The sequence below is a fragment of the Bacillus sp. FSL K6-3458 genome, assembly GCF_038005045.1.
GTDB classification, from domain to species: Bacteria; Bacillota; Bacilli; order Bacillales; family Bacillaceae; genus Bacillus; species Bacillus altitudinis.
Genome location: NZ_JBBOSI010000001.1, coordinates 229,397 through 255,257 on the forward strand (window position 1 = coordinate 229,397; position 25,861 = coordinate 255,257).

General features: G+C 39.7%; 24 protein-coding genes. 14 read left to right on the forward strand and 10 right to left on the reverse strand.

Annotation, left to right across the window (positions count from 1 at the left end):
• Window positions 1–336 precede the first annotated feature (336 nt).
• The 7 genes from gyrA to dnaA form a co-directional block, all read right to left on the reverse strand.
• Entirely contained in the window at window positions 337–2,841 is a 2,505-nt protein-coding gene (gene gyrA / locus MHH23_RS01335) for a DNA gyrase subunit A (protein WP_017359864.1), read from the reverse strand.
• A gap of 234 nt (window positions 2,842–3,075) precedes the next feature.
• Window positions 3,076–4,992 (reverse strand): DNA topoisomerase (ATP-hydrolyzing) subunit B, encoded by a 1,917-nt coding sequence (gyrB, locus tag MHH23_RS01340; RefSeq protein WP_024718422.1) that lies wholly within the window; start codon window positions 4,990–4,992, stop codon window positions 3,076–3,078.
• Between the two features lie 57 nt (window positions 4,993–5,049).
• Entirely contained in the window at window positions 5,050–5,295 is a 246-nt protein-coding gene (remB, locus tag MHH23_RS01345; protein WP_024718423.1) for an extracellular matrix regulator RemB, read from the reverse strand.
• Between the two features lie 17 nt (window positions 5,296–5,312).
• Entirely contained in the window at window positions 5,313–6,425 is a 1,113-nt protein-coding gene (gene recF, locus MHH23_RS01350; protein ID WP_007497487.1) for a DNA replication/repair protein RecF, read from the reverse strand.
• 16 nt (window positions 6,426–6,441) lie between these two features.
• Window positions 6,442–6,657, reverse strand: a complete 216-nt coding sequence (gene yaaA, locus MHH23_RS01355) for a S4 domain-containing protein YaaA (protein WP_008347598.1) — start codon at window positions 6,655–6,657, stop codon at window positions 6,442–6,444.
• Between the two features lie 150 nt (window positions 6,658–6,807).
• Window positions 6,808–7,944 (reverse strand): DNA polymerase III subunit beta, encoded by a 1,137-nt coding sequence (dnaN, locus tag MHH23_RS01360; protein WP_008347596.1) that lies wholly within the window; start codon window positions 7,942–7,944, stop codon window positions 6,808–6,810.
• 196 nt (window positions 7,945–8,140) lie between these two features.
• Window positions 8,141–9,481, reverse strand: a complete 1,341-nt coding sequence (gene dnaA, locus MHH23_RS01365) for a chromosomal replication initiator protein DnaA (RefSeq protein WP_041092146.1) — start codon at window positions 9,479–9,481, stop codon at window positions 8,141–8,143.
• A gap of 620 nt (window positions 9,482–10,101) precedes the next feature.
• Here dnaA and rpmH point away from each other — a divergent pair.
• The 11 genes from rpmH (at window position 10,102) to MHH23_RS01420 (ending at window position 20,442) form a co-directional block, all read left to right on the forward strand.
• Window positions 10,102–10,236, forward strand: coding sequence for a 50S ribosomal protein L34 (gene rpmH, locus MHH23_RS01370; RefSeq protein WP_008360908.1), 135 nt, complete (start codon window positions 10,102–10,104; stop codon window positions 10,234–10,236).
• Window positions 10,237–10,314: 78 nt separating this feature from the next.
• A complete protein-coding gene (gene rnpA / locus MHH23_RS01375; RefSeq protein ID WP_008347592.1) occupies window positions 10,315–10,674 on the forward strand; it encodes a ribonuclease P protein component in 360 nt (119 codons plus the stop codon).
• Between the two features lie 158 nt (window positions 10,675–10,832).
• Window positions 10,833–11,615 carry a YidC family membrane integrase SpoIIIJ gene (spoIIIJ, locus tag MHH23_RS01380; protein WP_089374159.1) on the forward strand — a complete coding sequence of 261 codons (783 nt, stop codon included), beginning with the start codon at window positions 10,833–10,835 and terminating at the stop codon, window positions 11,613–11,615.
• The gene (gene jag / locus MHH23_RS01385; RefSeq protein ID WP_340958735.1) at window positions 11,612–12,235 is read left to right on the forward strand and encodes an RNA-binding cell elongation regulator Jag/EloR; all 624 of its coding nucleotides are present in this window, start codon (window positions 11,612–11,614) and stop codon (window positions 12,233–12,235) included. The genes spoIIIJ and jag overlap by 4 nt, the downstream gene beginning before the upstream one ends.
• A gap of 402 nt (window positions 12,236–12,637) precedes the next feature.
• A complete protein-coding gene (gene mnmE / locus MHH23_RS01390; RefSeq protein ID WP_340958736.1) occupies window positions 12,638–14,017 on the forward strand; it encodes a tRNA uridine-5-carboxymethylaminomethyl(34) synthesis GTPase MnmE in 1,380 nt (459 codons plus the stop codon).
• Window positions 14,018–14,034: 17 nt separating this feature from the next.
• Complete coding sequence (gene mnmG / locus MHH23_RS01395; RefSeq protein WP_039169033.1) at window positions 14,035–15,921, forward strand: tRNA uridine-5-carboxymethylaminomethyl(34) synthesis enzyme MnmG; 1,887 nt, start codon at window positions 14,035–14,037, stop codon at window positions 15,919–15,921.
• Window positions 15,922–15,934: 13 nt separating this feature from the next.
• Complete coding sequence (rsmG, locus tag MHH23_RS01400; protein ID WP_007497477.1) at window positions 15,935–16,654, forward strand: 16S rRNA (guanine(527)-N(7))-methyltransferase RsmG; 720 nt, start codon at window positions 15,935–15,937, stop codon at window positions 16,652–16,654.
• 105 nt (window positions 16,655–16,759) lie between these two features.
• Window positions 16,760–17,635: a nucleoid occlusion protein gene (noc, locus tag MHH23_RS01405; RefSeq protein ID WP_024718432.1), complete on the forward strand. Its 876-nt coding sequence runs from the start codon at window positions 16,760–16,762 to the stop codon at window positions 17,633–17,635.
• A 128-nt stretch (window positions 17,636–17,763) separates the two neighbouring features.
• Complete coding sequence (locus tag MHH23_RS01410) at window positions 17,764–18,597, forward strand: YiiX/YebB-like N1pC/P60 family cysteine hydrolase (protein ID WP_116306611.1); 834 nt, start codon at window positions 17,764–17,766, stop codon at window positions 18,595–18,597.
• Window positions 18,598–18,833: 236 nt separating this feature from the next.
• On the forward strand, window positions 18,834–19,595 hold the full coding sequence (gene soj, locus MHH23_RS01415) for a sporulation initiation inhibitor protein Soj (RefSeq protein WP_008360890.1): 762 nt from the start codon (window positions 18,834–18,836) through the stop codon (window positions 19,593–19,595).
• A complete protein-coding gene (locus MHH23_RS01420; RefSeq protein ID WP_116306609.1) occupies window positions 19,588–20,442 on the forward strand; it encodes a ParB/RepB/Spo0J family partition protein in 855 nt (284 codons plus the stop codon). The genes soj and MHH23_RS01420 overlap by 8 nt, the downstream gene beginning before the upstream one ends.
• A 25-nt stretch (window positions 20,443–20,467) precedes the next feature.
• Here MHH23_RS01420 and yyaC read toward each other — a convergent pair whose 3' ends face one another.
• The gene (gene yyaC, locus MHH23_RS01425) at window positions 20,468–21,094 is read right to left on the reverse strand and encodes a spore protease YyaC (RefSeq protein ID WP_025208343.1); all 627 of its coding nucleotides are present in this window, start codon (window positions 21,092–21,094) and stop codon (window positions 20,468–20,470) included.
• 72 nt (window positions 21,095–21,166) lie between these two features.
• On the opposite strand from yyaC, the gene MHH23_RS01430 reads away from it, so the two are divergent.
• Entirely contained in the window at window positions 21,167–22,222 is a 1,056-nt protein-coding gene (locus tag MHH23_RS01430) for a YkvI family membrane protein (RefSeq protein ID WP_268430247.1), read from the forward strand.
• A 25-nt stretch (window positions 22,223–22,247) separates the two neighbouring features.
• On the opposite strand, the gene MHH23_RS01435 is transcribed toward MHH23_RS01430, so the two are convergent.
• Entirely contained in the window at window positions 22,248–22,658 is a 411-nt protein-coding gene (locus MHH23_RS01435; RefSeq protein WP_007497462.1) for a hypothetical protein, read from the reverse strand.
• Window positions 22,659–22,673: 15 nt separating this feature from the next.
• Window positions 22,674–23,993 (reverse strand): phage hydrolase, encoded by a 1,320-nt coding sequence (locus MHH23_RS01440; RefSeq protein WP_039169028.1) that lies wholly within the window; start codon window positions 23,991–23,993, stop codon window positions 22,674–22,676.
• A 294-nt stretch (window positions 23,994–24,287) separates the two neighbouring features.
• On the opposite strand from MHH23_RS01440, the gene MHH23_RS01445 reads away from it, so the two are divergent.
• Both MHH23_RS01445 and ychF read left to right on the forward strand, forming a co-directional pair.
• The gene (locus MHH23_RS01445; RefSeq protein WP_008347561.1) at window positions 24,288–24,494 is read left to right on the forward strand and encodes a DUF951 domain-containing protein; all 207 of its coding nucleotides are present in this window, start codon (window positions 24,288–24,290) and stop codon (window positions 24,492–24,494) included.
• A gap of 215 nt (window positions 24,495–24,709) precedes the next feature.
• Window positions 24,710–25,810, forward strand: a complete 1,101-nt coding sequence (gene ychF / locus MHH23_RS01450; RefSeq protein ID WP_007497458.1) for a redox-regulated ATPase YchF — start codon at window positions 24,710–24,712, stop codon at window positions 25,808–25,810.
• Window positions 25,811–25,861 lie beyond the last annotated feature (51 nt).

Here is a 25,861-nt window from a genome sequence, read left to right on the forward strand (position 1 = left end):
AGCGTTTGACTGACTACCTATGATGTATCATAGGATTTTTTATAAAAACTCGAATTAACAGGTACGTTTTGTCTTATTTAGTTTTCAAAGAACTTGTTTGTCACTCTCTCAAAGCGACCACTTAAATATATCATATATTTCTATCAATAGTCAACATTTTTCTTGAAAAACATTTTATTTTTTTAAGAAGTTTTTGTTATGAAAGAGATAAAAAATAGAGCCTCTTTTTGCTCCTTTGAAAGATTAACACATATCTATGAAAAAAGCATTATAAACTTCAAAAAAAATCATGTTTTTTCAAAAAAAAATAAAGCCGGTGAAAAACCGGCTTTATCTTTACTCAGATTGCTCTTGATCTGACTCTACATTTTCTACGTTTTCTTCACTATTCTCTTCATCGTCTTCTGGTGATTGTTCTACTAATGCCACTGTAGCGACATGTTCATCATCACCTAGACGGATCAGACGGACACCTTGAGTGACTCGGCCTGTTGTGGAGATATCTGAAACAGCCATACGGATGATGACACCACTACCTGTAATAATCATCAAGTCTTCTTCAGCTTCAGCGTTAGTCGCCTTCACTGCAACAAGCGGACCGTTGTTGTCAGTGATCTTGCACGTTTTCAGACCTTTACCACCACGGCTTTGGACACGATATTCTTTTTCAGGCGTTAATTTACCATAACCTTTTTCAGTTACGATCAATACATTTGCATCTGGCTCAAGGATTTCCATTCCAACGACGATGTCATCCTCAGAAAGTGTGATCCCTTTAACTCCAGCTGCTGTACGTCCCATTTCACGAACATCTGTCTCGTCGAAACGAATGAGCATTCCTTTTTTCGTTCCGATGATGATTTGTTTTTCACCATTGGTTAAACGAACAGCCATCAATTCATCTTCATCACGCAGGCTGAGTGCAATCAAACCGTTGTTACGGATGTTTGCAAATTGAGACAATGACGTTCGTTTCGATACACCGTGTCTTGTTGTAAAGAAGAGATACGAATCTTCATCAAATTCGCTGACTGGAATAATGGCGTTTATCCACTCTCCCTTTTCTACTTCAAGAAGGTTAATAATCGGAATCCCTTTCGCTGTTCGTCCGAATTCAGGGATCTCATAGCCCTTCGCTCGATAGACCTTCCCTTTATTAGAGAAGAAGAGAATCGTATCGTGCGTAGATGTTGAGATCAGCTGTTCAACGAAATCATCTTCGTTGGTTCCCATTCCTTGTACACCTTTACCGCCTCTTTTTTGACTGCGGTATGTTGATGCAGGCAGGCGCTTAATATAACCATTATGAGTCAGTGTGATCACAATATTTTCAACAGGAATCAAATCTTCGTCTTCGATTGTTTCTATACCCGCTGTCACAATTTCTGTGCGGCGCGTATCATTGAAGCGTTCTTTGATTTCTGTTAATTCTTCTCTAATGATTTCTAGAACTTTCTCATTGTCTGCTAGAATGGCTTTCAATTCAGCAATCAATTCAACAAGCCCTTTGTATTCATCTTCTATTTTCTCTCTTTCTAAACCAGTCAAACGCTGGAGTCGCATATCGAGAATGGCCTGTGCTTGTTTTTCAGACAAGCTATAGTTTTCCATCAAACCATTTCTTGCAATTTCAGCAGTTTGAGAGCCTCTAATTAAGGCAATGACCTCATCTAAGTGATCAAGCGCAATTCTTAAGCCTTCTAAAATATGAGCTCTTGCTTCCGCTTTACGCAATTCATACGCCGTTCTTCGACGAATGATCACTTTCTGATGCTCAAGGTAATATTCAAGACATTGTTTGAGAGACAACACTTTCGGCTGTCCATCAACAAGTGCAAGCAAGTTAATACCGAAGGACGTTTGAAGTGTCGTTTGTTTATAAAGATTGTTTAATAGAACATGGACGTTTGCGTCTCTTCGCAGTTCAATGACAATTCTCATTCCATTACGGTCAGATTCATCACGAAGATCTGTAATGCCATCAATCTTTTTATCACGGACAAGGTCAGCGATTTTTTCGATCAAACGAGCTTTATTAACCTGGTAAGGAATCTCGTTAATGATAATGCGCTGCTTACCACTAGATGTTTCTTCGATATTTGACTTTGCACGTAATGTAATAGAGCCGCGTCCTGTTTCATACGCTTTACGAATACCGCTTCGGCCAATGATTTGTCCCGCAGTTGGGAAGTCTGGACCTGGAATGATGTCCATTAGTTCCTGTGTCGTCATTTCAGGATTTTGACTAATTGCCAATACCCCATCAATCACTTCACCTAGTTGGTGAGGCGGGATATTCGTTGCCATCCCTACAGCGATTCCAGTTGCCCCGTTCACTAATAAGTTCGGGAACCTAGCAGGCATAACGACTGGCTCTCTTTCACTGCCATCGTAGTTATCTTGATAATCAATGGTGTCCTTTGTGATATCACGCAGGATCTCCATCGAAATTTTAGAAAGACGTGCCTCGGTATAACGCATGGCTGCTGCACCGTCTCCATCGACAGACCCAAAGTTCCCGTGCCCTTCAACCAGCATATTACGATAGTTGAAATCTTGCGCCATCCGAACCATCGCTTCATATACAGCGCTATCACCGTGAGGGTGGTACTTACCGATAACTTCCCCAACGATACGTGCAGATTTCTTAAATGGTTTATCACTTGTCATACCTAGGTCATTCATCGCATACAAAATTCTTCGATGCACGGGCTTCAATCCGTCTCGCACATCTGGTAATGCACGCGAAACAATAACACTCATTGCATAATCTAAAAAGGACGTACGCATTTCATGGCTAATATTCACTTCGCGTACATTTGGTGTATGTTGTTCACTCACTATAAGAACCTCCCTTTACGTATCACATGAAATAAATTATGTGGGAGTAAAATATGTATTTATCTTCACAAGACTATTCTCCATTATATCAATAATCTTGCCTTTATACACATTTATTTACTAGAAAATCAACGAAACGTAGAAAACCAGGACATTCGTTTCACGCCCCTGTTTCTTGAAAAACAACCTTATTCCAAACAAGAAATAAGGTTGCTCTCAAGGGGGGATACCTATCTAAATATCAAGATTTTTTACGTATTGTGCATTTTCTTCGATAAAGTTACGTCTCGGCTCTACTTTATCTCCCATTAGCATTTCAAAAGTCTCATCAGCATCGATTGCATCCTCAAGTGTCACTTGAAGAAGTGTTCTCGCATCAGGATCCATTGTTGTTTCCCAAAGCTGAGTAGCATTCATCTCTCCAAGACCTTTATAACGCTGAAGTCCAGGTTTCGGTGTTTGAGGCAGTGTTTTTAACAGTTCATCTAGCTGTTTATCGTTATACACGTATTCAACACGCTTTCCTTGCTGCACTTTATATAAAGGCGGCTGTGCAATATACACATAACCGTTTTCAATGATTTCACGCATGTAGCGATAGAAGAATGTTAGGAGTAGCGTCCGAATATGCGCTCCATCAACATCAGCATCAGTCATGATCACAATTTTGTGATAACGTGCTTTCTCTAAAGTGAAGTCTTCTCCGATTCCAGTCCCTAGCGCTGTAATCATTGAACGAACCTCGTTGTTAGATAAAATTTTATCTAGTCGTGCTTTTTCAACGTTTAGGATCTTCCCTCTTAACGGTAAGATCGCTTGGAAATGTCGATCACGACCTTGCTTAGCAGATCCGCCCGCAGAATCTCCCTCTACGATATAAAGCTCAGAGATGGAAGGATCTTTAGAAGAACAGTCTGCCAGTTTCCCAGGCAAGCTAGAGACTTCCAGTGCACTTTTACGTCTTGTCAGCTCACGTGCCTTTTTGGCAGCCATTCTTGCACGAGCTGCCATCACACCTTTCTCCACAATTTTCTTTGCAGCATCAGGGTTCTCTAGGAGGAATTTCTCAAGTGCTTCGGAGAAGAGGGAGTCGGTAATGGTTCTTGCTTCTGAGTTACCGAGCTTTGTCTTCGTTTGTCCTTCGAATTGAGGGTCTGGATGTTTGATAGAGATAATGGCTGTTAAGCCTTCTCGTACATCTTCACCGCTCAAATTCGAGTCACCATCTTTGAATACGCCATTTTTACGAGCATAATCATTGATCACACGCGTCAGACCTGTTTTAAAGCCTGCTTCATGTGTTCCGCCTTCATATGTGTTGATGTTGTTGGCGAAAGAATAAATATTGCTTGTATAGGAATCGTTGTATTGCAGTGCAACTTCAACGGTGATTCCGTCTTTTTCACCCTCGATGTAAACTGGTTCTTCATGAACGACTTCCTTCGAGCGATTCAAATGTTCTACATAGCTCTTAATACCGCCTTCATAGCAGTATTCGTTTCTTCGCTCTTTGCCTTCACGTAAGTCTTCAATGATGATGTTGACGCCTTTTGTTAAGAAAGCTAACTCACGTACACGGTTAGCAAGTGTGTCGTAATCAAATTCAATGGTTTCAGTGAAAATTTCTGGATCTGGCACAAAATGAGTGGTTGTCCCTGTTACATCTGTTTCACCAATGATCTCTAAATCTCCAACTGGAACACCGCGTTTGAATTGTTGATAATGAATTTTCCCATCACGGTATACGGTCACGTCTAAGGTCGTAGATAACGCATTAACAACAGATGCCCCTACACCATGCAAACCGCCAGATACTTTATAACCGCTGCCGTCAAATTTACCACCAGCGTGAAGAACCGTCATAATCACTTCTACAGCAGGACGTCCCATTTTCTCATGAATCCCAACAGGAATTCCGCGGCCGTTATCTTTCACTGTGATGCTATTATCTTTTTCAATTTGCACTGTAATGTCTGTACAATAACCAGCTAAAGCCTCATCAATACTGTTGTCGACAATTTCCCATACAAGATGGTGAAGTCCTTTTGCACTGGTTGACCCAATGTACATTCCTGGACGTTTTCTAACCGCTTCTAGTCCTTCGAGCACCTGTATCTGATTTTCATCATAACTATTATGTTGCTGTTCCATTGCCACGTACATTCACCTACACTTTTCTTAAACGATATATTTATATGAATTGAGCTTTTAGACTTCAATTTCAATCACAAATGAAGCACGTTTTTTGAGCGTGCTTGAGGAAAGAGGAGAGTAATAAACAGATTTAGTTGTGACGACGATGGATTTGGGTGTCCCTTGTGACAACGAAATGATTTGTTCTTCTTGTTTTTGAAGAAATTCCTCTACAACAGAAGATGACCTCATTTTGTAATCAACAATTGCGACAATCTCTCGTGTAGAAACAACACAATCATCACCTAAATGAATATACAAGACCCACACCTCATTTATCAGTCAATTACTTTTCCACTGGCTACTCTGAAAATTTCCGCTTCTTTCAAGGTGGCGTGATCGATGCCTTCAACACTCGTAGTGGTGACGAAGGTCTGTACACGTCCCTGAATGGTATGGAGCAAATGAGACTGTCTGTAATCATCAAGTTCAGATAAAACATCATCGAGCAGAAGAATTGGGTATTCACCGATTTCTTCATGAATCAGATCAATTTCTGCCAGCTTTAGTGAAAGAGCTGTTGTTCTTTGCTGCCCTTGAGAGCCATATGTCTGAACATCCCGACCATTCACAAAGAAAAGAAGATCATCTCTGTGAGGCCCCCATAGCGTCACCCCTCGGTCTATTTCTCTGTCTCTTAGTTTCTGAAACGATTCTTCATAGCTATTTTTTATTTTGGACAAGTCTGACGCTTCTGATACCTCTATGGCCGTCTGGTATTGGAGCGTGAGCGTTTCCAGCTCTCTTGAAATCCCAAAATGCAGCGGCTGCGCCCATTTTTCGAGCTGTTTCGTAAAAGTCAGTCGTCTTTTGACAACCTTCGCTGCCGCATCAATCAACTGCTCTGTTAAAATCTCCAGCATCGCTTGATCCGTTTGCTTTCTTGTTTGCAATTGTTTCAAGTAATGATTTCGCTGAGTGAGGATTTTTTGATAGAGCGATAAATCATGCAAGTAGACAGCAGACACTTGTCCAATCTCCATGTCGAGGAATCTTCTGCGGATTTGCGGGCTACCTTTCACAAGGCTGAGATCCTCTGGTGCAAACATGATGGTGTTCAAGGCACCAACATAATGACTGAGTTTCTGTTGTTCAATGTGATTGACCTTGCCCTTTTTTCCTTTTTTTGAGATCACGAGCTGCATGGGGAGTGGACCATTTTTTTTGATGACTCTACCTTCTATTTTAGCATAGTCTTCGTCCCATCGGATAAGTTCTTTATCATTTGACGTACGATGAGACTTTGCCATCGACAATACATAGATCGCTTCCATCAGGTTCGTTTTACCTTGGGCGTTCTCACCAATCATCACATTCACCTTATTGTCGAATTGAAGCTCGGTGTGTTCATAGTTTCGGTATGAAGTTAACGCCAGACTTTGAATGTACATGTATTGTCACCCGTTTCTAATTCACAACTTGAAATGTGCCGTGACCTTCTATCTCGACAACATCTCCTGGGTATAATTTGCGTCCCCGTCTATTATCTGGCTCTTGATTGATGAACACCTCATGTTCACTTAAAAACCACTTCGCCATTCCACCAGATTGAATGACTTCCGCTAATTTCAAAAACTGCCCTAATGTAATCATTTCTGTTTCAATCGTTATCAGATTAGGCATTGTATCGACCTCTTTCAATATCACTAATATCTAATTGTACTAAAAAACAAGACAAGAAGGAAAGGGGGAAAGCGAACTGGGATGAAAGAAAGCTGAGGAAACGAGGAAAAAAGCTGCTGTGCGCTCACACAGCAGCCATTTTAGACCAAATTAATACGTTCTAACTGGAAGAATCAATTGCAAAATGGAATCATCATTTGGCGTGCGTAATAGGAATGGTCTCATTGCGCCAGTGAAACTGACATGAATCTCTGTTCCCTCTAATACTTTTAAAGCATCAAGCATATATTTCGGACTGAAAGAGATTTTGAGATCCTCCCCTTTAATGTCATCTGCTTGCACCGTTTCAACTACTTTACCGATTTCAGGCGAATTAGAAGAGATTTCAAGGCTTTGCGCAGGATCAGCAGAAAGCTTCACAACGTTGTTACGCCCTTCTCTTGCTAAAAGTGACGCGCGATCAATCGCTTGAAGGAATTCTTTCGTATTCACTACTACATCCGTTTTACTTTCTTGCGGAATGAGGCGAGCTGTATCTGGGTAATTACCATCCAGCAATCTTGAGAAGAATAGCACGTTCTGTGCTTTAAAGAGAACCTGTGTCTCCGTAATGACGATGCTCACAAGATCTTGTCCATCATCAAGAATTTTACTTAGCTCTGTTAAACTCTTTCCTGGAATGACCACATTGTATGAGCTTTCCTCGTTAATATCCAACTTCGCTTTTCTTAAAGCAAGACGATGGCTATCCGTTGCTGTGCATATTAATTCACCTTTTTCAACCTTCCAGTTTACACCTGTCAAGATAGGTCGTGTTTCTGAGGTGGACACTGCGAAAACCGTTTGACGGATAAGGTTTTTAAGCAAATCTGTTGGAATTTGAAAAGCATGATGCTCTTCAATTTGTGGCAGATGCGGATATTCTTCAGCATCTAAGCCGTTTAAATTAAATTCTGCTGAACCAGAGCGGATGATGGTCAGATGATTTTGTTCTACCTCAATTTCGACTGTAGACATAGGCAGTTTCTTAACGATTTCGCTAAAGAAGCGGGCTTGCAGCACAATACTTCCTGGTCGATCAATTGTAATGACTTCTAAATCTCCATCTCTTTGAGGAATAAAAGATTCGATTGAGATATCAGAATCGCTCCCTGTGAGAGAAACCCCTTCATCAGATGCAACAATTTTAATCCCTGTCAAAATAGGAATCGTTGTTCTAGAGGATACGGCCTTTAATACATCTTGGACACTTTCAACAAGACGATCTTTTTGAATCGTGAATTTCATAGTGGTCCTCCTAATTTTTCTTAATGACATGTATATATATTTATTTAATAAAAATCGTAGAAGTACTAGTAGGGCTTGTGAATATGTGGATAAGTCAGTAGAAAGAAAGGAAAGACAGCCTATCCACATGTGGACAGACTGTGTATGACTATGCTCTAGTTATTCACATTTTCCCGTACTTATTATATCAGCTAGATTATTTTAATTGTTCTTTTATTTCTTTGACATGCTGCTGAAGCTGTTCATCTTCAACCATTAATTTCGAAATCTTCTCATGAGCATGAATGACAGTCGTATGATCACGACCTCCAAATTCTTCTCCTATTTTAGGCAGAGAGGAGTCGGTCATTTCTCTAGAGAGATACATGGCAATTTGTCTTGGATAAGCAACTGACTTCGTACGTTTCTTCGCTTTGAAATCCTCTAAACGAATATTAAATTGCTGCCCTACAATTCTTTGAATATCTTTAATTGTAATGACCCTTGGCTTTGACGATGGAATGATGTCCTTTAGCGCCTCAGCTGCTAGATCTGCATTGATGTCTTTATTAATTAAAGAAGAGTAAGCAACAACACGAATCAAAGCACCTTCCAGTTCCCGAATGTTGCTGTCGATTTGATTGGCAATATAAAGCATGACTTCATTCGGAATGTCTAAACCTTCTGCTTTTGCTTTTTTACGTAAGATCGCAATACGCGTTTCTAGATCTGGCGGGGTAATGTCTGTAATTAAGCCCCATTCGAATCGAGAGCGTAATCTGTCTTCAAGTGTCGGAATTTCCTTTGGCGGCCGGTCACTAGAAATGACGATTTGCTTACTTTCTTCGTGAAGTGTGTTGAATGTATGGAAAAACTCTTCTTGTGTTTGTTCTTTTCCTGCTAAAAATTGAATATCATCTATCAAAAGCACATCTACATTCCGATAGCGATTACGGAAATCGACTGCTTTGTTGTCCCGGATTGAGTTGATAAATTCATTTGTAAATTTTTCAGATGATAGATAGACCACTTTGGCTGATGGATTATGGTCGATGACGTAATGACCGATCGCATGCATTAAGTGAGTCTTTCCTAAACCAACGCCCCCATAAATAAAAAGCGGGTTATATGCTTTTGCTGGTGCTTCTGCGACTGCAAGTGAAGCTGCATGAGCAAAACGGTTGCCTGAACCAATAACAAAAGTATCAAATGTATATTTTGGATTCAGCATATTTTGTGGAATTTCAACGGGTTCTTCTTTCGACATTTTTTTGATTGGAGATTTTGGCATGGCTTCCTCTTCGTCCTGATTTTGAGGAATGATAAATTTGATGCTGAGCTCTTCGCCTGTCAGTTCATAGATGGTATCTGCAATTAAGTGAAGGTATCTTGACTCGAGCCAGTCCCTCGCAAATTCATTAGGTGCAGTAATAGTCAGCGTATCTCCTTGAAGAGAATGGGCTTTAGTGGACTTCATCCATGTTTCAAAACTAGGTTTGCTCAATTTTGTCTCTATTTTTTGAAGTGCTTTATTCCACAGATCCAAAATATTTTCCATAAGGCTTCTCCCCCCTCCTTTTCTTTTTAAAATGACCAGTATCAAACTGTTATAGAACACGAAAAAGAGCAAATGGTCATCACCATTCGTGCACATACTTTGTTGAAAACAATTAATATAGTAGAAAAACGTCTTTTCGACAAATTACACAGGTTGTGGATAAACAATTCAACAAGCTGTGTAATAACTTTCCACAGGTTATCCACAAATTGTGGATAAGATAAATAGGCCAGATAAGTAATTAAGAGTTAAAACACAAATATAATATCAAAATAAACAAGATGGTGCAATGGGTGTCACAAACTTATCCACACACTTTACATCCTGTTGAAAAATAATTATCCACATAGGTTATTTGTGTGAAAAAAATGTCGATAATGGATGTGGATAGTCAAAATATGCCGGAAAAATATCCACAACCTTGTTTTGAAGGTTTTTTTGAAGGAAAAAAAGAATAAAATGCTGGAAACTAAAAAAGAAGGTTTCTTCACTTGATAACTTGTGTTATGCTTATAAGGTTGATAATAAGAGTTTTATCATTGATATTGACAATCGATGGGTTACACAAATATAATGAGTTAGACTGTCTTAAACAGCTATTCCTCAGGGAGGTGTCATAAATGAAAAGAACGTTTCAACCAAATAACCGTAAGCGTAGTAAAGTTCATGGCTTCCGCAGCCGTATGAGTTCTAAAAACGGACGTCTAGTTTTAAAGCGACGCCGCAGCAAAGGTAGAAAAAAATTATCAGCTTAGGCCACTGAATAATGTCAGTGGTCTTTTTTACATAAAATCGTAAATGAACTGTCAGTTTTTATCGGAGTGGAAGAAAACATGAAGAAGCGAAACAGGCTAAAAAAAAATGAAGAGTTTCAAACAGTGTTCAAAAAAGGTCAATCAATGGCTAATCGCCAATTCGTCATTTATCAGCTGGACCAACCAAATCAAGAAGAACTGCGTTTAGGATTGTCTGTCAGTAAGAAGATAGGTAATGCAGTGATAAGAAACCGGATTAAACGATTGATCCGTCAGGTGTTCTTAGAGGAAGGTCATAAGCTAAAGCAAGAAAAAGACTACATTGTTATCGCACGAAAACCAGCAAGCGAATTGACCTTTGAAGAAACAAAGAAGTCTCTCCAGCATTTATTTAGAAAATCCGCTGTTTATCAACAACAACCGAAAAAGTCTTCGTAATAGAAACTTTCGTTGAATCAATTTTTAAAAGCGCTTCCTTCATCTAGTGAATTAAAATGAAACCACCACTTTGTAATGAAAAAATGTTACCATACTGATTAGGTGAGTCACTTTCGTAATCAATTCCAACTTAAATAAAGTTTGAAGTAATGGGAGGAATCTTGTTGAAAAGGCGATTATTACTAATATTTAGCTTGATTGGCGTGTTGGTTCTATTGGCAGGATGTACACAAATCAATGAACCAATCACATCAGATAGTAAGGGATTCTGGAATTCTTACATTGTATACCCGCTATCTCAATTAATCACTTACATGGCAAACTTAACTGGTGAAAACTATGGTGTAGCGATTATTATTGTAACTCTTTTGATTCGTTTGCTCATTTTACCATTAATGATTAAACAATTAAGAAGTACAAAAGCAATGCAAGCACTTCAGCCAGAACTAAAGAAGCTTCGTGAAAAATATAGTTCAAAAGATCAAAAAACACAGCAGCAGCTTCAACAGGAAACAATGGCTCTTTTCCAAAAGAATGGTGTAAATCCATTAGCAGGGTGTTTCCCAATCTTAATTCAAATGCCAATCTTAATTGGTTTTTATCATGCGATCATGAGAACAGCTGAAATCAAGAAACATACTTTCTTATGGTTTGACTTAGGCAGTCCAGATCCATTATTCCTGTTACCGATTATTGCAGGTGTAGCTACTTTTATTCAGCAGAAGCTAATGATGGCTGGAAATCCTTCGGACAACCCTCAAATGGCGATTATGCTTTGGGTGATGCCGATTATGATCATTGTATTTGCAATCAGTTTCCCAGCGGCACTTTCACTGTACTGGGTTGTAGGTAACATTTTCATGATCATTCAAACGTTGGTCATTAAAACACCTCAAGTAAAAGTTGATACAAAAGAAAAAGCTGGCGGGAACAAAAAATGAAGGAAATAACTGCTGTCGGTCGCACAGTCGAAGAAGCAGTAGATTCCGGACTGAAACAAATTCAACTACTACAAGAAGAAGTGGATATCACAATAGTAGATAAAGGAAACAAAGGATTTTTAGGATTATTTGGTAAAAGACAAGCTGTTGTCAAGTTAGTAGAAAAGCGAGATGCGCTCAAATTAGCAACACAGTATTTAGATAAAATTGTTAAATCAATTGATCCTAAAGCAAACATTGTTTCGAAAAAAGAAACGAAAAAGATCTCTTTTCACATTGATGGAGACAAAACTTCATTAATGATTGGAAAAAGAGGACAAACACTGTACTCTTTAGAAACCTTGGTGCAGTTAGTGTTTAATCGTTATTCTGATCAGTATCATCATATTACAATTGATATTGGAGATTATAGGAAGAAACGACAAGAAGCACTTGAACAATACGCAATCAAAACGGCAAATCGTGTTTTAAAAACGAAGAGAAAGGTTCATTTAGAACCGATGCCTTCGAATGAACGAAAAGTCGTTCATGATACGATTGCAGCATTTTCTAAAGAACTTGCCACGGCATCCGAAGATACAGGCACCAAGCGTCATGTTGTGGTGCTGTATAAAAAATAGCAGAAAGGCTAAGATTCAGCAAAGCTGGATTTTAGTCTTTTTTTATTGAAAAATTACCTTTTAATAGTAGATTACTCCTTTATTTCTAAAAAGTTAGTGTGTTATTTAGATCGAAAACGTCATTTTCCCTTAGTTGCAAAGGGAGAAGGGCGTTTTAATTTATTGGATTTAGGTGTAAGATGTGAAGACAAGTTTAGAACGTCGTTATTCACATGTGGATAAGTTAAGTGTTAAAATAGACAGGGTGTAAAACTGTGGATAATTAAATGTGGGCTACTTTCGCTTCGCATGCATTTATGGTATCTTTAAATTTTGGATTAAGCGTTTTTGATATAGAGATGGACAACGTCCATTTAATAGATATAAGACTGTCTATTGAATAGAGAAAGAGGTGAATGAGCGGTGGATACAATTGCAGCAATTTCTACACCAATGGGTGAAGGGGCAATTGCCATTATACGTTTAAGTGGGCCTGATGCAGTTCAGATTGCTGATCGCATGTATAAGGGGCCTAAGGAAAAAAAACTTGTATCAGTGGATTCTCATACAATTCATTATGGTCATATTGTAGATTCAAGTACCGATAAAGTGATAGAAGAGGTCATGGTGTCTGTATTAAGAGCGCCAAAAACATTTACGAGAGAAGACGTTATTGAGATCAACTGCCATGGCGGAATTGTCACGGTCAATAAAGTCTTGCAGCTTGCTTTAAAAGAAGGAGCGAGATTAGCGGAGCCAGGTGAGTTTACAAAACGCGCTTTCCTAAATGGAAGAATCGACTTGTCACAAGCAGAAGCCGTAATGGACTTGATTCGTGCAAAAACTGACCGTGCGATGAATGTCGCAATTACTCAAATGGAGGGACGTCTCTCCGGTTTGATTAAACGTCTTCGTGGTGAGATATTGGAGACACTTGCCCATGTAGAAGTGAATATTGATTATCCAGAGTATGACGATGTTGAAGAAATGACACATCGAGTCTTAGTTGAAAAGGCGACATCTGTGAAAAAGGAAATTGAATCGCTTCTAACGACTTCACAGCAGGGGAAAATCCTACGTGAGGGCTTATCTACTGTTATTATTGGAAGGCCAAATGTTGGGAAGTCTTCCTTATTAAATAGTCTTGTTCAGGAAACAAAGGCGATTGTGACCGATATTCCTGGAACAACCAGAGATGTCATCGAGGAATATGTGAATGTAAGAGGAGTACCGCTCCGTTTAGTAGATACTGCGGGTATACGTGAGACTGAAGACATTGTTGAGCGTATTGGGGTCGAGCGATCAAGACAGGTCTTAAAAGAAGCTGACCTGATTTTACTTGTGCTCAATTATAGTGAAGAGTTATCCGAGGAAGATATTAAGCTATTTGAGGCTGTCTCAGGTATGGATATTATTGTGATTGTCAATAAGACAGATCTTGAGCCTAAACTTGATGTAGAAAAGGTAAAAGAGTTAGCGAAGGATCGTCCGGTTGTTACAACATCTTTATTACAAGAAAAAGGGATTGATGAGCTTGAAATGGCCATTCAATCTTTATTCTTCACAGGCTCAATTGAAAGTGGAGATTTAACGTATGTGAGCAATACTAGGCATATTGCGCTCCTTCAAGAAGCAAAACAATCGATTGAAGATGCTCTAGAAGGAATTGAAATGGATGTACCGATCGACATTGTTCAAATAGATTTAACACGCTGCTGGGAGCAGCTAGGTGAAATTATTGGGGATGCTGTTCATGAAAGCTTAATCGATCAGTTATTCTCTCAATTCTGTTTAGGAAAGTAAAGGGAGGAACAAAAGAAATGGGTTATGAAGCTGGCCAATATGATGTAATCGTCGTCGGTGCCGGTCATGCTGGTGTTGAGGCTGCTCTTGCTTCTGCAAGACAGGGCGCCAAAACACTTGTATTGACCATCAATCTCGATATGGTTGCTTTTATGCCATGTAATCCGTCCGTAGGAGGTCCCGCTAAAGGGATTGTCGTCAGAGAAATTGATGCGCTAGGCGGGGAAATGGCACGAAATATAGATAAGACGCACATTCAAATGCGTATGCTGAATACTGGAAAAGGACCTGCTGTCCGTGCGTTAAGAGCGCAAGCAGATAAGTTTCAATATCAGCACGAAATGAAAAAAACAATGGAAAATGAACCAAACCTAACAATGCTACAAGGGATGGTAGACCATTTAATTGTAGAAGATGATGAATGTAAAGGTGTTGTGACTCAAACAGGTGCAAATTATCGCGCGAAATCTGTTGTTCTAACGACTGGTACTTTCTTAAAAGGCCGCATTATTTTAGGGGATCTTTCTTATTCAAGCGGTCCTAATAATCAGCAGCCTTCCATTAAATTATCGGATCATCTAGCAGAATTAGGATTCGATTTGGTTCGCTTTAAAACTGGAACACCACCACGAGTAAACAGCCACTCGATTGATTATAGTAAGACGGAAATTCAACCAGGTGACGATGTACCACGTGCGTTTTCTTATGAAACTGTGGAATATATTACAGATCAATTACCATGCTGGTTAACATACACGAGTTTAGAGACTCATCAAATTATTGATGAGAATCTTCACCGTTCTCCTATGTATTCAGGTATGATTAAAGGAACAGGTCCTAGATACTGCCCGTCTATTGAGGATAAGGTGGTTCGTTTTAATGATAAACCGAGACATCAAATTTTCTTAGAGCCAGAAGGCCGTAATACGCAAGAAGTGTATGTTCAAGGTTTATCTACAAGTCTGCCAGAGGATGTACAGCAGCGAATGCTGTCAACCATTCCAGGGCTTGAAAATGTACAAATGATGCGAGCGGGTTATGCCATTGAGTATGATGCGATTGTGCCTACACAATTGTGGCCGACACTTGAGACGAAGAAAATTTCTGGATTATATACAGCTGGCCAAATTAATGGTACCTCTGGTTATGAGGAAGCTGCAGGTCAAGGAATTATGGCAGGTATCAATGCAGGAAGAAAAGCATTGGGTAAAGAAGAAGTCATTTTAAGCCGATCTGATGCATATATCGGTGTTCTCATTGATGATCTTGTCACGAAGGGTACAAATGAACCTTACCGTCTTTTAACTTCTCGTGCAGAGTACCGCTTACTTCTGCGTCATGACAATGCTGATTTAAGATTGACGGAACTTGGATATAACATTGGTTTAATTTCTGAAGAGAGATTCCAAGCATTCACACAGAAAAAAGAGGCCATTGAAGCAGAGAAAAAACGTTTATATTCTGTCATTATTAAACCTACAGCAGAGACACAGGAATATATCCGTTCTCTTGGTGGAAGTGAATTGAAGGACGGTATTCGAGCAAGTGATCTGATGAAGCGTCCAGAGATGAACTATGAATCTGTTGTGAAACTAGCTCCTGCTGACACACCGCTTCCTGCTGATGTGTGTGAACAGGTAGAGATTCAAATTAAATATGAAGGTTATATTGAAAAGTCGCTCCAACAAGTTGAAAAGCTGAAAAAGATGGAAAACAAAAAGATTCCGGATCGAATCGATTATGATGCCATTAAAGGGATTGCAACTGAAGCGAAGCAAAAGCTAAAAGAAGTCCGACCGCTTTCTGTTGCACAGGCTTCTCGTATTTCAGGCGTTAACCCTGCTGATATTTCTATCCTTTTAGTGTATTTGGAGCAGGGACGTATTGCGAAGATAGCAGAGTAGAAAGGATGTCGGCATGAACATTGAACAATTTACAGCAGCACTAGAGGAGAAAGGGATCACTCTTTCTCCAGTGCAGCTTGAACAATTTGAAACTTACTTCCATATGCTTGTAGAATGGAACGAGAAGATGAATTTAACGTCCATTACAGAAAAGGAAGAAGTATATTTAAAGCATTTTTATGACTCGATATCAGCAGCATTTTTTATTGATTTTCACAATGTGACAACAATTTGTGATATTGGAGCTGGTGCTGGTTTTCCAAGCATTCCTCTTAAAATTTGTTTCCCTCATCTACATGTGACCATTGTTGATTCTCTCCAGAAACGCATTACGTTTCTCAATGAGTTAGCAAAAGGGTTAAACTTACAAGATACTACTTTTTATCATGATCGTGCGGAGACCTTTGGACAACGTAAAGATCAACGTGAAAGCTATGACCTTGTCACCGCTAGAGCAGTTGCGCGCTTATCTGTCTTGAGCGAACTATGCCTGCCTCTTGTGAAAAAGGAAGGATTGTTTGTTGCATTAAAAGCATCTGCTGCAGATGAAGAGATGCAAGCAGGAAAAAAAGCCGTCACTGTCCTCGGAGGAGAGGTTGTTGAAAAGCATTCCTTTGTTCTTCCTTTAGAAGAAAGCGAGCGGAACATCATTGTCATTGAAAAGAAAAAACAAACACCAAAAAAATATCCTAGAAAACCAGGAACACCTAATAAATCACCAATAGAGGGTTGATCATGTAAAAGGTCGGTTTTTCTTCAATATTTATGATTTTACAGAAGGAAAAAACATGAGAAAATAGAATTATAAAAAGGTAGTTTTTAAAGGTGGTGTAGGTTCATGAAGCATTCACTCTCACGCTTCTTCGGGCTTGGTGACAAAGAACATCCTGAGCGTGATACCGAAATAGAGGCAGAGATTGCTGAGCATGAAACATTAAAGGAAGAGATACAGGAGCTCCCGGTCGACACAATTATGCCTAACCGTTTTCAGCCACGCACCATTTTTTCAGAAGAAAAGATACAAGAGCTGGCCACAACCATTCATACCCATGGCATTATTCAACCGATTGTTGTTAGACCAACAGAAGAAGAAGGAAAATATGAACTGATCGCCGGCGAAAGACGTTGGAGAGCGGTACAAACTCTTCAATGGGAGAAGATCCCCGCTATTATAAAAGATTTTACTGATACGGAAACGGCATCTGTGGCATTGATTGAAAATTTGCAAAGAGAAGAGCTGTCTGCAATTGAAGAGGCTCATGCTTATGCACGTCTTTTAGAGCTTCATGATTTAACGCAAGAAGCGCTTGCTCAGCGTTTAGGTAAGGGACAATCGACTGTTGCAAACAAACTAAGACTTTTAAAGTTGCCTGAAGAAGTACAGCAAGCCATTTTGGAGAAAAAAATCTCAGAGAGACATGCCCGTTCACTTGTACCTCTAAAGCTGCCAGAATTACAGATCACGCTGTTGCAGGAAATCATCGAAAAGCAGCTGAATGTGAAACAGACTGAAGAGCGTGTAGTGAAGATGCTTGAACAAAAAACAGATCGCAAACCGAAGCCGAAACGTAAGGCGTTTAGCCGAGATACGCGAATTGCGATGAATACCATTCGTCAGTCTCTCCACATGGTAGAAGACAGCGGACTTAAAATAAATACCGAGGAAGAAGAATTTGAGGAATATATCCAATTAACGATTCGAATTCCTAAATAGAAAGAAGCTGATGAGCATTACTCGTCAGCTTTTTTGTCTTTCTCTCCCTTCAATTCATGATATTTACTTATTATTAATTAATTGGTAAAATATGATTTTCATAGTAGAAGGGAGGTGACATATAACCGATGAAAATGAAAAAGACTATTTTTGCTATTATCTGTTATTTACTAATCTCTTTTTCTCTTTTTTCAAATGAAACGACTGTGTTTGCTGTGAGCACGTCAACGAATCATGATACTCATTCAGCGGAAGAAACGATTACGAAAGAAGAACTGAGTACTCTGAAGAAACAAGGTGTGGTTTCGACAGATGTAACGGTTCAACAATTAAATCAAGAGCAAGCGTCTCAGGACGATGCGATCGATGTGATCACAGCTGATGATGATTTGGAGAACTATGGTTTAAGGCAAAACAAACAGGATGAAATGGTAACAGATGAAAGGCCGAATACCATTCGCCATCTTTTTGGTAAACCGTATCCTGGAACCGATATTATACCTCAAAAAGGGGATATATTGGTGACGAGTACTGGTGCTTTGAATGGTTTAATTGGTCATGCAGGCATCGTCATTAATGAGAAAAGCTATGCGTCCATTCCTGGGTTCCGGCAGCATCCAAATATTGATTCCATTCAAAGCTGGTTTCGCTATAGTGCCAATACAAAGGTGATTCGGATTAATCATCAGGAAAAGGCAGATTTAGCAGGGGATTGGGCGCATGATTACGTGAAAGACCATCCGAAGGCTCGATATTCGATCACTATGTCTATTCAATCCTTGGACCCTACTTATTGTTCAAAGATTGTATGGCAGGCTTACGCAAAAACCGGGGACGCTGTTGGACATGCCACATTTACCATTAAAGCACCCTATGGGTTTTTGAAAAAGAAGAACTATAAAACAGTGACACCTAAAGTCATTGTGAGCGAAGGCCGTAAAATTGGCGGATTAAACTTTTGAATGTATCTCCCTCACTTTTATGAAAGTGGGGTTTTTTTGTCTCGTAATTTTCTTTAAAAAGATATATTAATATATCTTTCGAGCGCATTTTTATGCATCTATTCATGTACGGAAACACAGATTCATTCACGAATTTATAATGGGGGAACAAAAAAAGCAAACGTTTCATACTTTTTTTGATAGAATAGGAAGTATGAATGAATGAGAAACTTGTTAAGTTGAAAGTGGGTGACATCGTGGGGAAAATCATAGCGATTACCAACCAGAAGGGCGGCGTTGGGAAGACGACAACTTCTGTTAATTTGGGTGCGTGTTTAGCATACATAGGAAAACGAGTGTTGTTAGTTGATATTGATCCGCAGGGAAATGCCACGAGTGGTATTGGGATTGAGAAGGCCGACGTAGAGAAGTGCGTGTACGATATTTTAGTAGACGATGCAGATGTACTTGATGTGATTAAGACGACAGAGGTCGAAAATCTTGATGTCATTCCTGCGACGATACAGCTTGCAGGGGCAGAAATTGAGCTTGTGCCTACGATCTCACGTGAAGTGAGGTTGAAAAGAGCACTTGAATCTGTGAAGCAAAATTATGATTATATGATTATTGACTGCCCGCCATCACTTGGATTACTGACGATTAATGCGTTAACTGCATCCGATTCTGTTTTAATACCGGTTCAGTGTGAATATTATGCGCTTGAAGGATTGAGTCAATTGTTGAATACGGTTCGTCTTGTGCAGAAACATCTAAATACCGACCTTGCCATTGAAGGTGTCTTACTGACAATGCTGGATGCAAGAACAAACCTTGGAATCCAAGTCATCGAAGAAGTAAAAAAATACTTTAGAGATAAAGTCTATCAGACCGTGATTCCGAGAAATGTGAGACTAAGTGAAGCGCCTAGTCATGGGAAACCTATTATCTTGTATGATCCACGTTCAAGAGGTGCAGATGTCTATTTAGACTTAGCAAAGGAAGTGGATGCGAATGGCTAAAGGTCTTGGAAAGGGTATTAATGCGCTATTTAACAATGTGGATTCCAATGAAGAAACTGTCGAAGAAATTAAGTTGAAGGATTTGCGGCCGAACCCTTATCAGCCAAGGAAAACGTTTGATGATGATGCATTGTCTGATCTCAAAGAATCGATTCAGCAGCATGGTGTTTTACAGCCGATTATTGTTCGTAAATCGATTAAAGGATATGACATTGTCGCAGGAGAACGCCGTTTCCGTGCAGCACAACAAGCTGGTTTGACAACGATTCCTGCGATCGTCAGGGAATTTTCAGAAACACTGATGAGGGAGATCGCTCTTTTAGAAAACTTACAGCGCGAGGATTTATCTCCATTAGAGGAAGCAGAAGCCTATGCCTCCTTGCTAGATCACTTAAGTGTGACTCAAGAGGAATTAGCCAAGCGGTTAGGAAAAAGCAGACCGCATATTGCGAACCACCTTCGTTTATTAACATTACCAGATGAAGTACAAAAGCTGATTGCGGATGGAACATTATCCATGGGACATGGACGCACGCTGCTTAGTTTGAAAAACAAAAAGAAGCTGGCGCCATTGGTAAAGAAGGTCGTGGACGAAGGATTGAATGTCCGTCAGGTTGAGAAACTTGTTCAGCAATTAAATGAAAATGTTCCACGTGAAACAAAGAAAAAAGAAGCACCAAAGGATCGCATTTTGAAAGAAAGAGAATCTTTCTTACAAAATTACTTTGGTACTTCAGTGACGATCAAGAAACAGAAGAAAAAAGGGAAAATTGAGATTGAATTTCTCTCAAATGAAGATTTAGAAAGAATCCTTGAATTGCTTTCTACGAGAGAATCATCGGAATGACCATTTTGATATGAGATGGTCTTTTTTATATTCTTCCCGTGATATTTTGAATAGGGGTGAAGAGAGAACGGCTTTTTTCTCTCGTCCAATCCATTTGATCAATGTGGGATAGACTTTCAGAAAGTGTATTGGCCATAGACATCACAAGATGAAGACGTGTGTTTTGGAGAACGAAGTATTCCATAAAACCGCTCACGTTGACGATTCCATTAATATGAATATTGCCTACTTCTGGCAGCTCTTTTTGCACACCTGCACCGGGCTTTAACGGTCCTTCTCCAATTTGAAACGATCCTACACTTTTCACTCTCCCTAAACAGGCATCAACGGCTACGATAAATGGGTGTTTATGAGCTTGTTCAATTTCAGCGAGCTTTTCCTTTAAATTGACCGCATGCACTGGGTCAGAGAGAGTGCCGTATACATGCAACTTTTTTAAATCAAGACTTGAAAGCTTTGTTCCTACAAGTGGACCTAGAGAGTCACCGGTTGAGCGGTCTGTTCCTATGCAGACGATGGCAACGGGTCTTTTTCCTGCTTTCTGAAGATGCGAGAATAAAATACTTTTAAGCTGCTGAATGGCATTTGTATCCGTATGGGACACGTATTCTTTCACCCTATTTCTTAAAAAAAGACCGTTCTTGCTATTCATAGGTCTCACTTCCTTGTCATAGTAGTTAGTATCAGTATACGGAAACAAGCTTAATTCTATACCTATGAGGTGATGATTGTGTGGAAGGCTGGTTCAAGGTGGACGCTTTTAATTTTAGGAAGCTTGATAGGAGCGGGATATGCCTCCGGTCAAGAAATTTGGCAGTTTTTTGGCCTTGATAGCGGACTAGCCATTCTACTGTTTACGCTCATGTTTATGCTGTCTACCTATGTGGTGTTAAAAATCAGTTATGAGGTGCGTGCCGATCATTTTGTGCCGGTGTTAGAGCGTGTTGTAGGTCCTTGGCTGGCCAAGGTGTATGATATTTTAATTGTTCTTTATCTATTCACGACAACAACAGTCATGATTGCCGGTGGCGGGGTGACACTTGAGATGTATCATGTGCCATTTTGGGTTGGAATCGGTGCATTTTGTTTATTCTCATTTATGATTTTTTTCTGGGATGTGAAAGGGCTCTTATCTGTGAATGCTTTCATTATACCAATTTTGGTGGCGGGGCTCATCTATGCGTTTGTTTTTTATTATATGAATCATGATCATATGTGGAGAATTGATTTTGGCCAGCAATACAATTGGCCTGCCAGTATCGTCTTTGCTTCTTTGAATATATTATCTGTTGTGGCGGTGCTGTCTTCAGTGGGGAAAGAAATGAAGGGGCTTGGAGAGGCCAAGGTTGCGAGTATATTAAGCGGTTTGATTTTTGGTGTCATTTCTTATGTGTATAACGAAATACTAGTTGATATTTCTGGGAGTCTTTCAGCAGAGGGGATCCCTTTGTTTACAGTATTAGAGGGGGCACCAACATCATTGTTTGTGTTTATGACCATTGTTCTTTGTTTAGCGATTTATACAACAACCGCTGCGGGATTATTTGGTTTATCCAGCCGCATGCTCTCTTTTGTACGAATGCCCCGCTGGTTCATTGTATTCATCATGCTTCTTTTGATGGCACCTTTAACCTCTCTTGGATTTGCTGATTTGATTGCTTTCTTGTATCCGATTTACAGCTTGCTCAATCTTTATTTGCTTGTCTGTTTAATGCTGTATCCGATTTTAAGTAAAAAGATATTTTTTCGTTCTAAAAATTATACTGATAAAATAAAATAAACACCTCTCTTTCAAAGAGAAGTGCTTATTTTATCCGAATGGAATCAATCGCTTCCTTGATATCGTCATATACAGGCATGTGCTGGAGACGCTGCATGCGTTCCTCTATTTCTGAGATGGCTTGTCCCTTTAAATGCTGGGATACATGCTGTTTGACAATGGTTGTCTGGTTCATCATGTCTTCTGTTTTGGACAATTGGTACTCCAAGTGCATGCGTGTGTTTGCCAATTCATCGTGAAGCCGCATTTTCAGCAATCGCTTTAAATCTTTTCGTTGTCCTTCTCTGCGCATGGCCTGAATAGCGGCAATTTCTTCAGGTGATTGCGATTGTGTTTGTGGTGCAGATTGACTTTCGAATACAGACATGGAGCGGCGGGCACTCACATTTTGCAAGAAACGCTGGGCGTCACTAGGAGGTTTATTTTGATTGATCATATGGCGACTCCTTTCTTAACGAATACCCATTTGCATCGCAAGGCGTCTATCTGCCTTGGCATAGTCATCACCCATTGTGTACATATGTCTTGAAAGGGTGGAAAGTTCTTGTTCGTAGTCTCTCAAGGTGTACAAGGCATTCAGTTGTTTTTCATGAGAATAAAAGGATGATTGCGGCTGCTCCATCCTTACTTCCTCTAACAGTGCTTCTACATCGCTATGGGTTAATAAATCATAGTGACCAAAGCCGACAAGTCCTTTCAGTTCTTGTTTTACATGATGGACGGCATCTTTTACACTATCATCAATTCCATCTATTTTCTCAAATACAGTGTGTACTTCATGTTCAATAATACTTTGTAGATCATAAGATGAATTTTTTAGTAAATGGGATTTTATGATAATTTCAAGCCCGCTTTGTGCATATGCACGGCCTGAATGGATTTCTTGTAAAAGCATCGCTGTAAAACTTGTATTGTGATCAAGCTGTTCATCTAAAATACGGGCGGTTCCATTCGAATGGAATGAATACCCATTTACTTTAAACTCTCCTGAAACGAGAGCTAAAAATGCATTTGTATCAAATGATTCGTTCCATTCTATATTCATCGATGCAAAAGCTGATCTTAAAAAGGTGTCAATTTCTCTTGGTTTATATTTTATGGATTCTTGGACCGATCCCTGCTCCCGGGGCGGTACGGTGTACTTGACTTGTCCAACTCCATGATCATGGCGATTGAGTAAACCTACATAATGATTGGGTTGAATATATTCTGTGAGAACATGGGTGTATTTTCCTTCTACTGCTTTTTGCTGAATGGAAGGTGCCAGGCTGCTCCATATATTTGGGCTATCGAATGTGATGGCTTTTTTGACAGCTGGCTGTTCTGTCGCAATGTAAGCACAAACAGCACCGGCAAGCGCTTGTCCAGTGAGATAGATGGTTGCATTCGGGTGCTTCTGACAGACGTCCTCGATGTATTCCTTCCCTTTAAAAAAGACATGATCTTGTTTTCCGGCTAAGGATTTTCTTTCAATGGGGTAGGCATAATCCGTTTTTAACAATGATTGGGTAGCCGTTTGAACATCTTGTGTCGATGTCACCGTCATTTGTTTTGGCAGAGGACAGTGAAATGCGACAATGAACTCATCTGACTGTTCCTGCTGCATCGTTAAACCATATAATTGATGATCTATTTTTAGAAAATCGTTGACAGTGAGCGTATGCTGACCTACTTCTATCGTATGGTTCTGCTGGTAATTCTCTGCGTTTCCAGCGTGATCGGATATGATTTTATAATCTTTGTCGGTTAATCTATCCTTTCGATTGACCATCGTACCTGCTCCCTCACATAACATTTATGCAGATATCATAAATCAAAAAATATGGAAAAACCACAGCGTTCTACCAATAAAAACCTTTTGACCTACAGTGTTTGTGACAATATTGAAAAAAAGCGGAGTTTAAGTAACTATTGGTCACAAATAAAATGATCTAAAAGAAGGGTTTTTTCTATAAAAAAGAACGGGATTGATACATGACAGCGGCTCTTTATTTTGTGCATTGCTCTCCATCGGCGTTTTTTTGTACAATAGATTTAATGAAGTGAGCAAGAGAGGTGAATGCTGATGGCAGACAAAGCATTTGGGTTACATGACGTCGTTGAAATGAAAAAACCCCATCCATGTGGTGCCAATCGGTGGAAAGTCATTCGTTTGGGCATGGATATTCGTATTAAATGCGAAGGGTGTGGGCACAGCGTGATGATCCCAAGAAGAGATTTTGAACGAAAAATGAAGAAAATTCTCGTCAAGCATGAGGAGCCAACTGCTTAAGTAGGCCTCATGCTTTTTTGATGAAATTTGTCTTTTGTTCAGAGAAACAGATGCAATTTCTTATTTTAAAGCTCCGATTTAGTCTTTTTGGTAATGTTTCTTCTATTGAAAATGCATGATGGTTAGCTTGTCTTTTCATGTAAACCTACTTATAATTGCTCTAGGTTCATATTACGCAGTATAACGAGCACGTTTCATATAGAGGAGATGAAAGAATGGCTTTAACAGCTGGTATTGTTGGCTTACCTAACGTCGGGAAGTCAACGCTATTTAATGCAATTACACAGGCTGGAGCGGAGTCTGCTAACTATCCGTTCTGTACCATTGATCCAAACGTCGGAATTGTAGAAGTTCCAGACGAGCGTTTGCAAAAACTGACAGAATTAGTGCAGCCAAAAAAGACAGTTCCGACTGCTTTCGAATTCACTGATATTGCTGGTATTGTGAAAGGTGCATCTAAAGGAGAAGGTTTAGGGAATAAATTCCTTTCTCACATTCGTCAAGTAGATGCGATCTGTCACGTGGTGAGAGCTTTTGCTGATGATAACATTACACATGTGTCAGGTAAGGTTGACCCAGTGTCAGATATTGAAACGATTAATTTAGAATTGATTTTGGCTGATCTAGAAACGGTTGAAAAGCGTTTAACTCGTGTCAGTAAGCTTGCGAAACAAAAAGATAAGGAAGCGGTAGCTGAATTTGATATTTTGGAAAAGCTGAAGGACGCATTTGAAGCTGGAAAATCTGCAAGATCGGTTGAATTTACAGATGAGCAGCAGAAGCTTGTGAAGCAGCTTCATTTACTCACGTCAAAACCTATTCTGTATGTAGCAAATGTGAGTGAGGACGAAGTAGCAGATCAGGACGGAAACGAATATGTACAGCAAATTCGTGAGTTTGCATCTGGAGAAAACGCTGAAGTCATCGTCGTTTGTGCGAAGATTGAGTCTGAAATTGCAGAGCTTGAAGGAGAAGAGAAGCAAATGTTCCTTGAAGAGCTGGGCATCAAAGAATCAGGTTTAGATCAGTTGATTAAAGCGTCTTATTCACTTCTAGGTTTAGCTACGTATTTCACAGCAGGTGAGCAAGAAGTGCGCGCTTGGACATTTAAAAAAGGAATGAAGGCGCCGGAATGTGCTGGAATCATTCATACGGACTTCGAGCGTGGATTTATTCGTGCTGAAACGGTTGCTTATGAAGATTTACTAGCTGGCGGAAGTATGTCTGCTGCAAAAGAAGCAGGTAAAGTTCGTTTAGAAGGTAAAGAATATATAGTGAAAGATGGAGACGTCATTCATTTCCGTTTTAACGTATAGGTTCTTGTCATAGGCCAAGTAATTTGTTATAATATACAATTGTGAGTAATA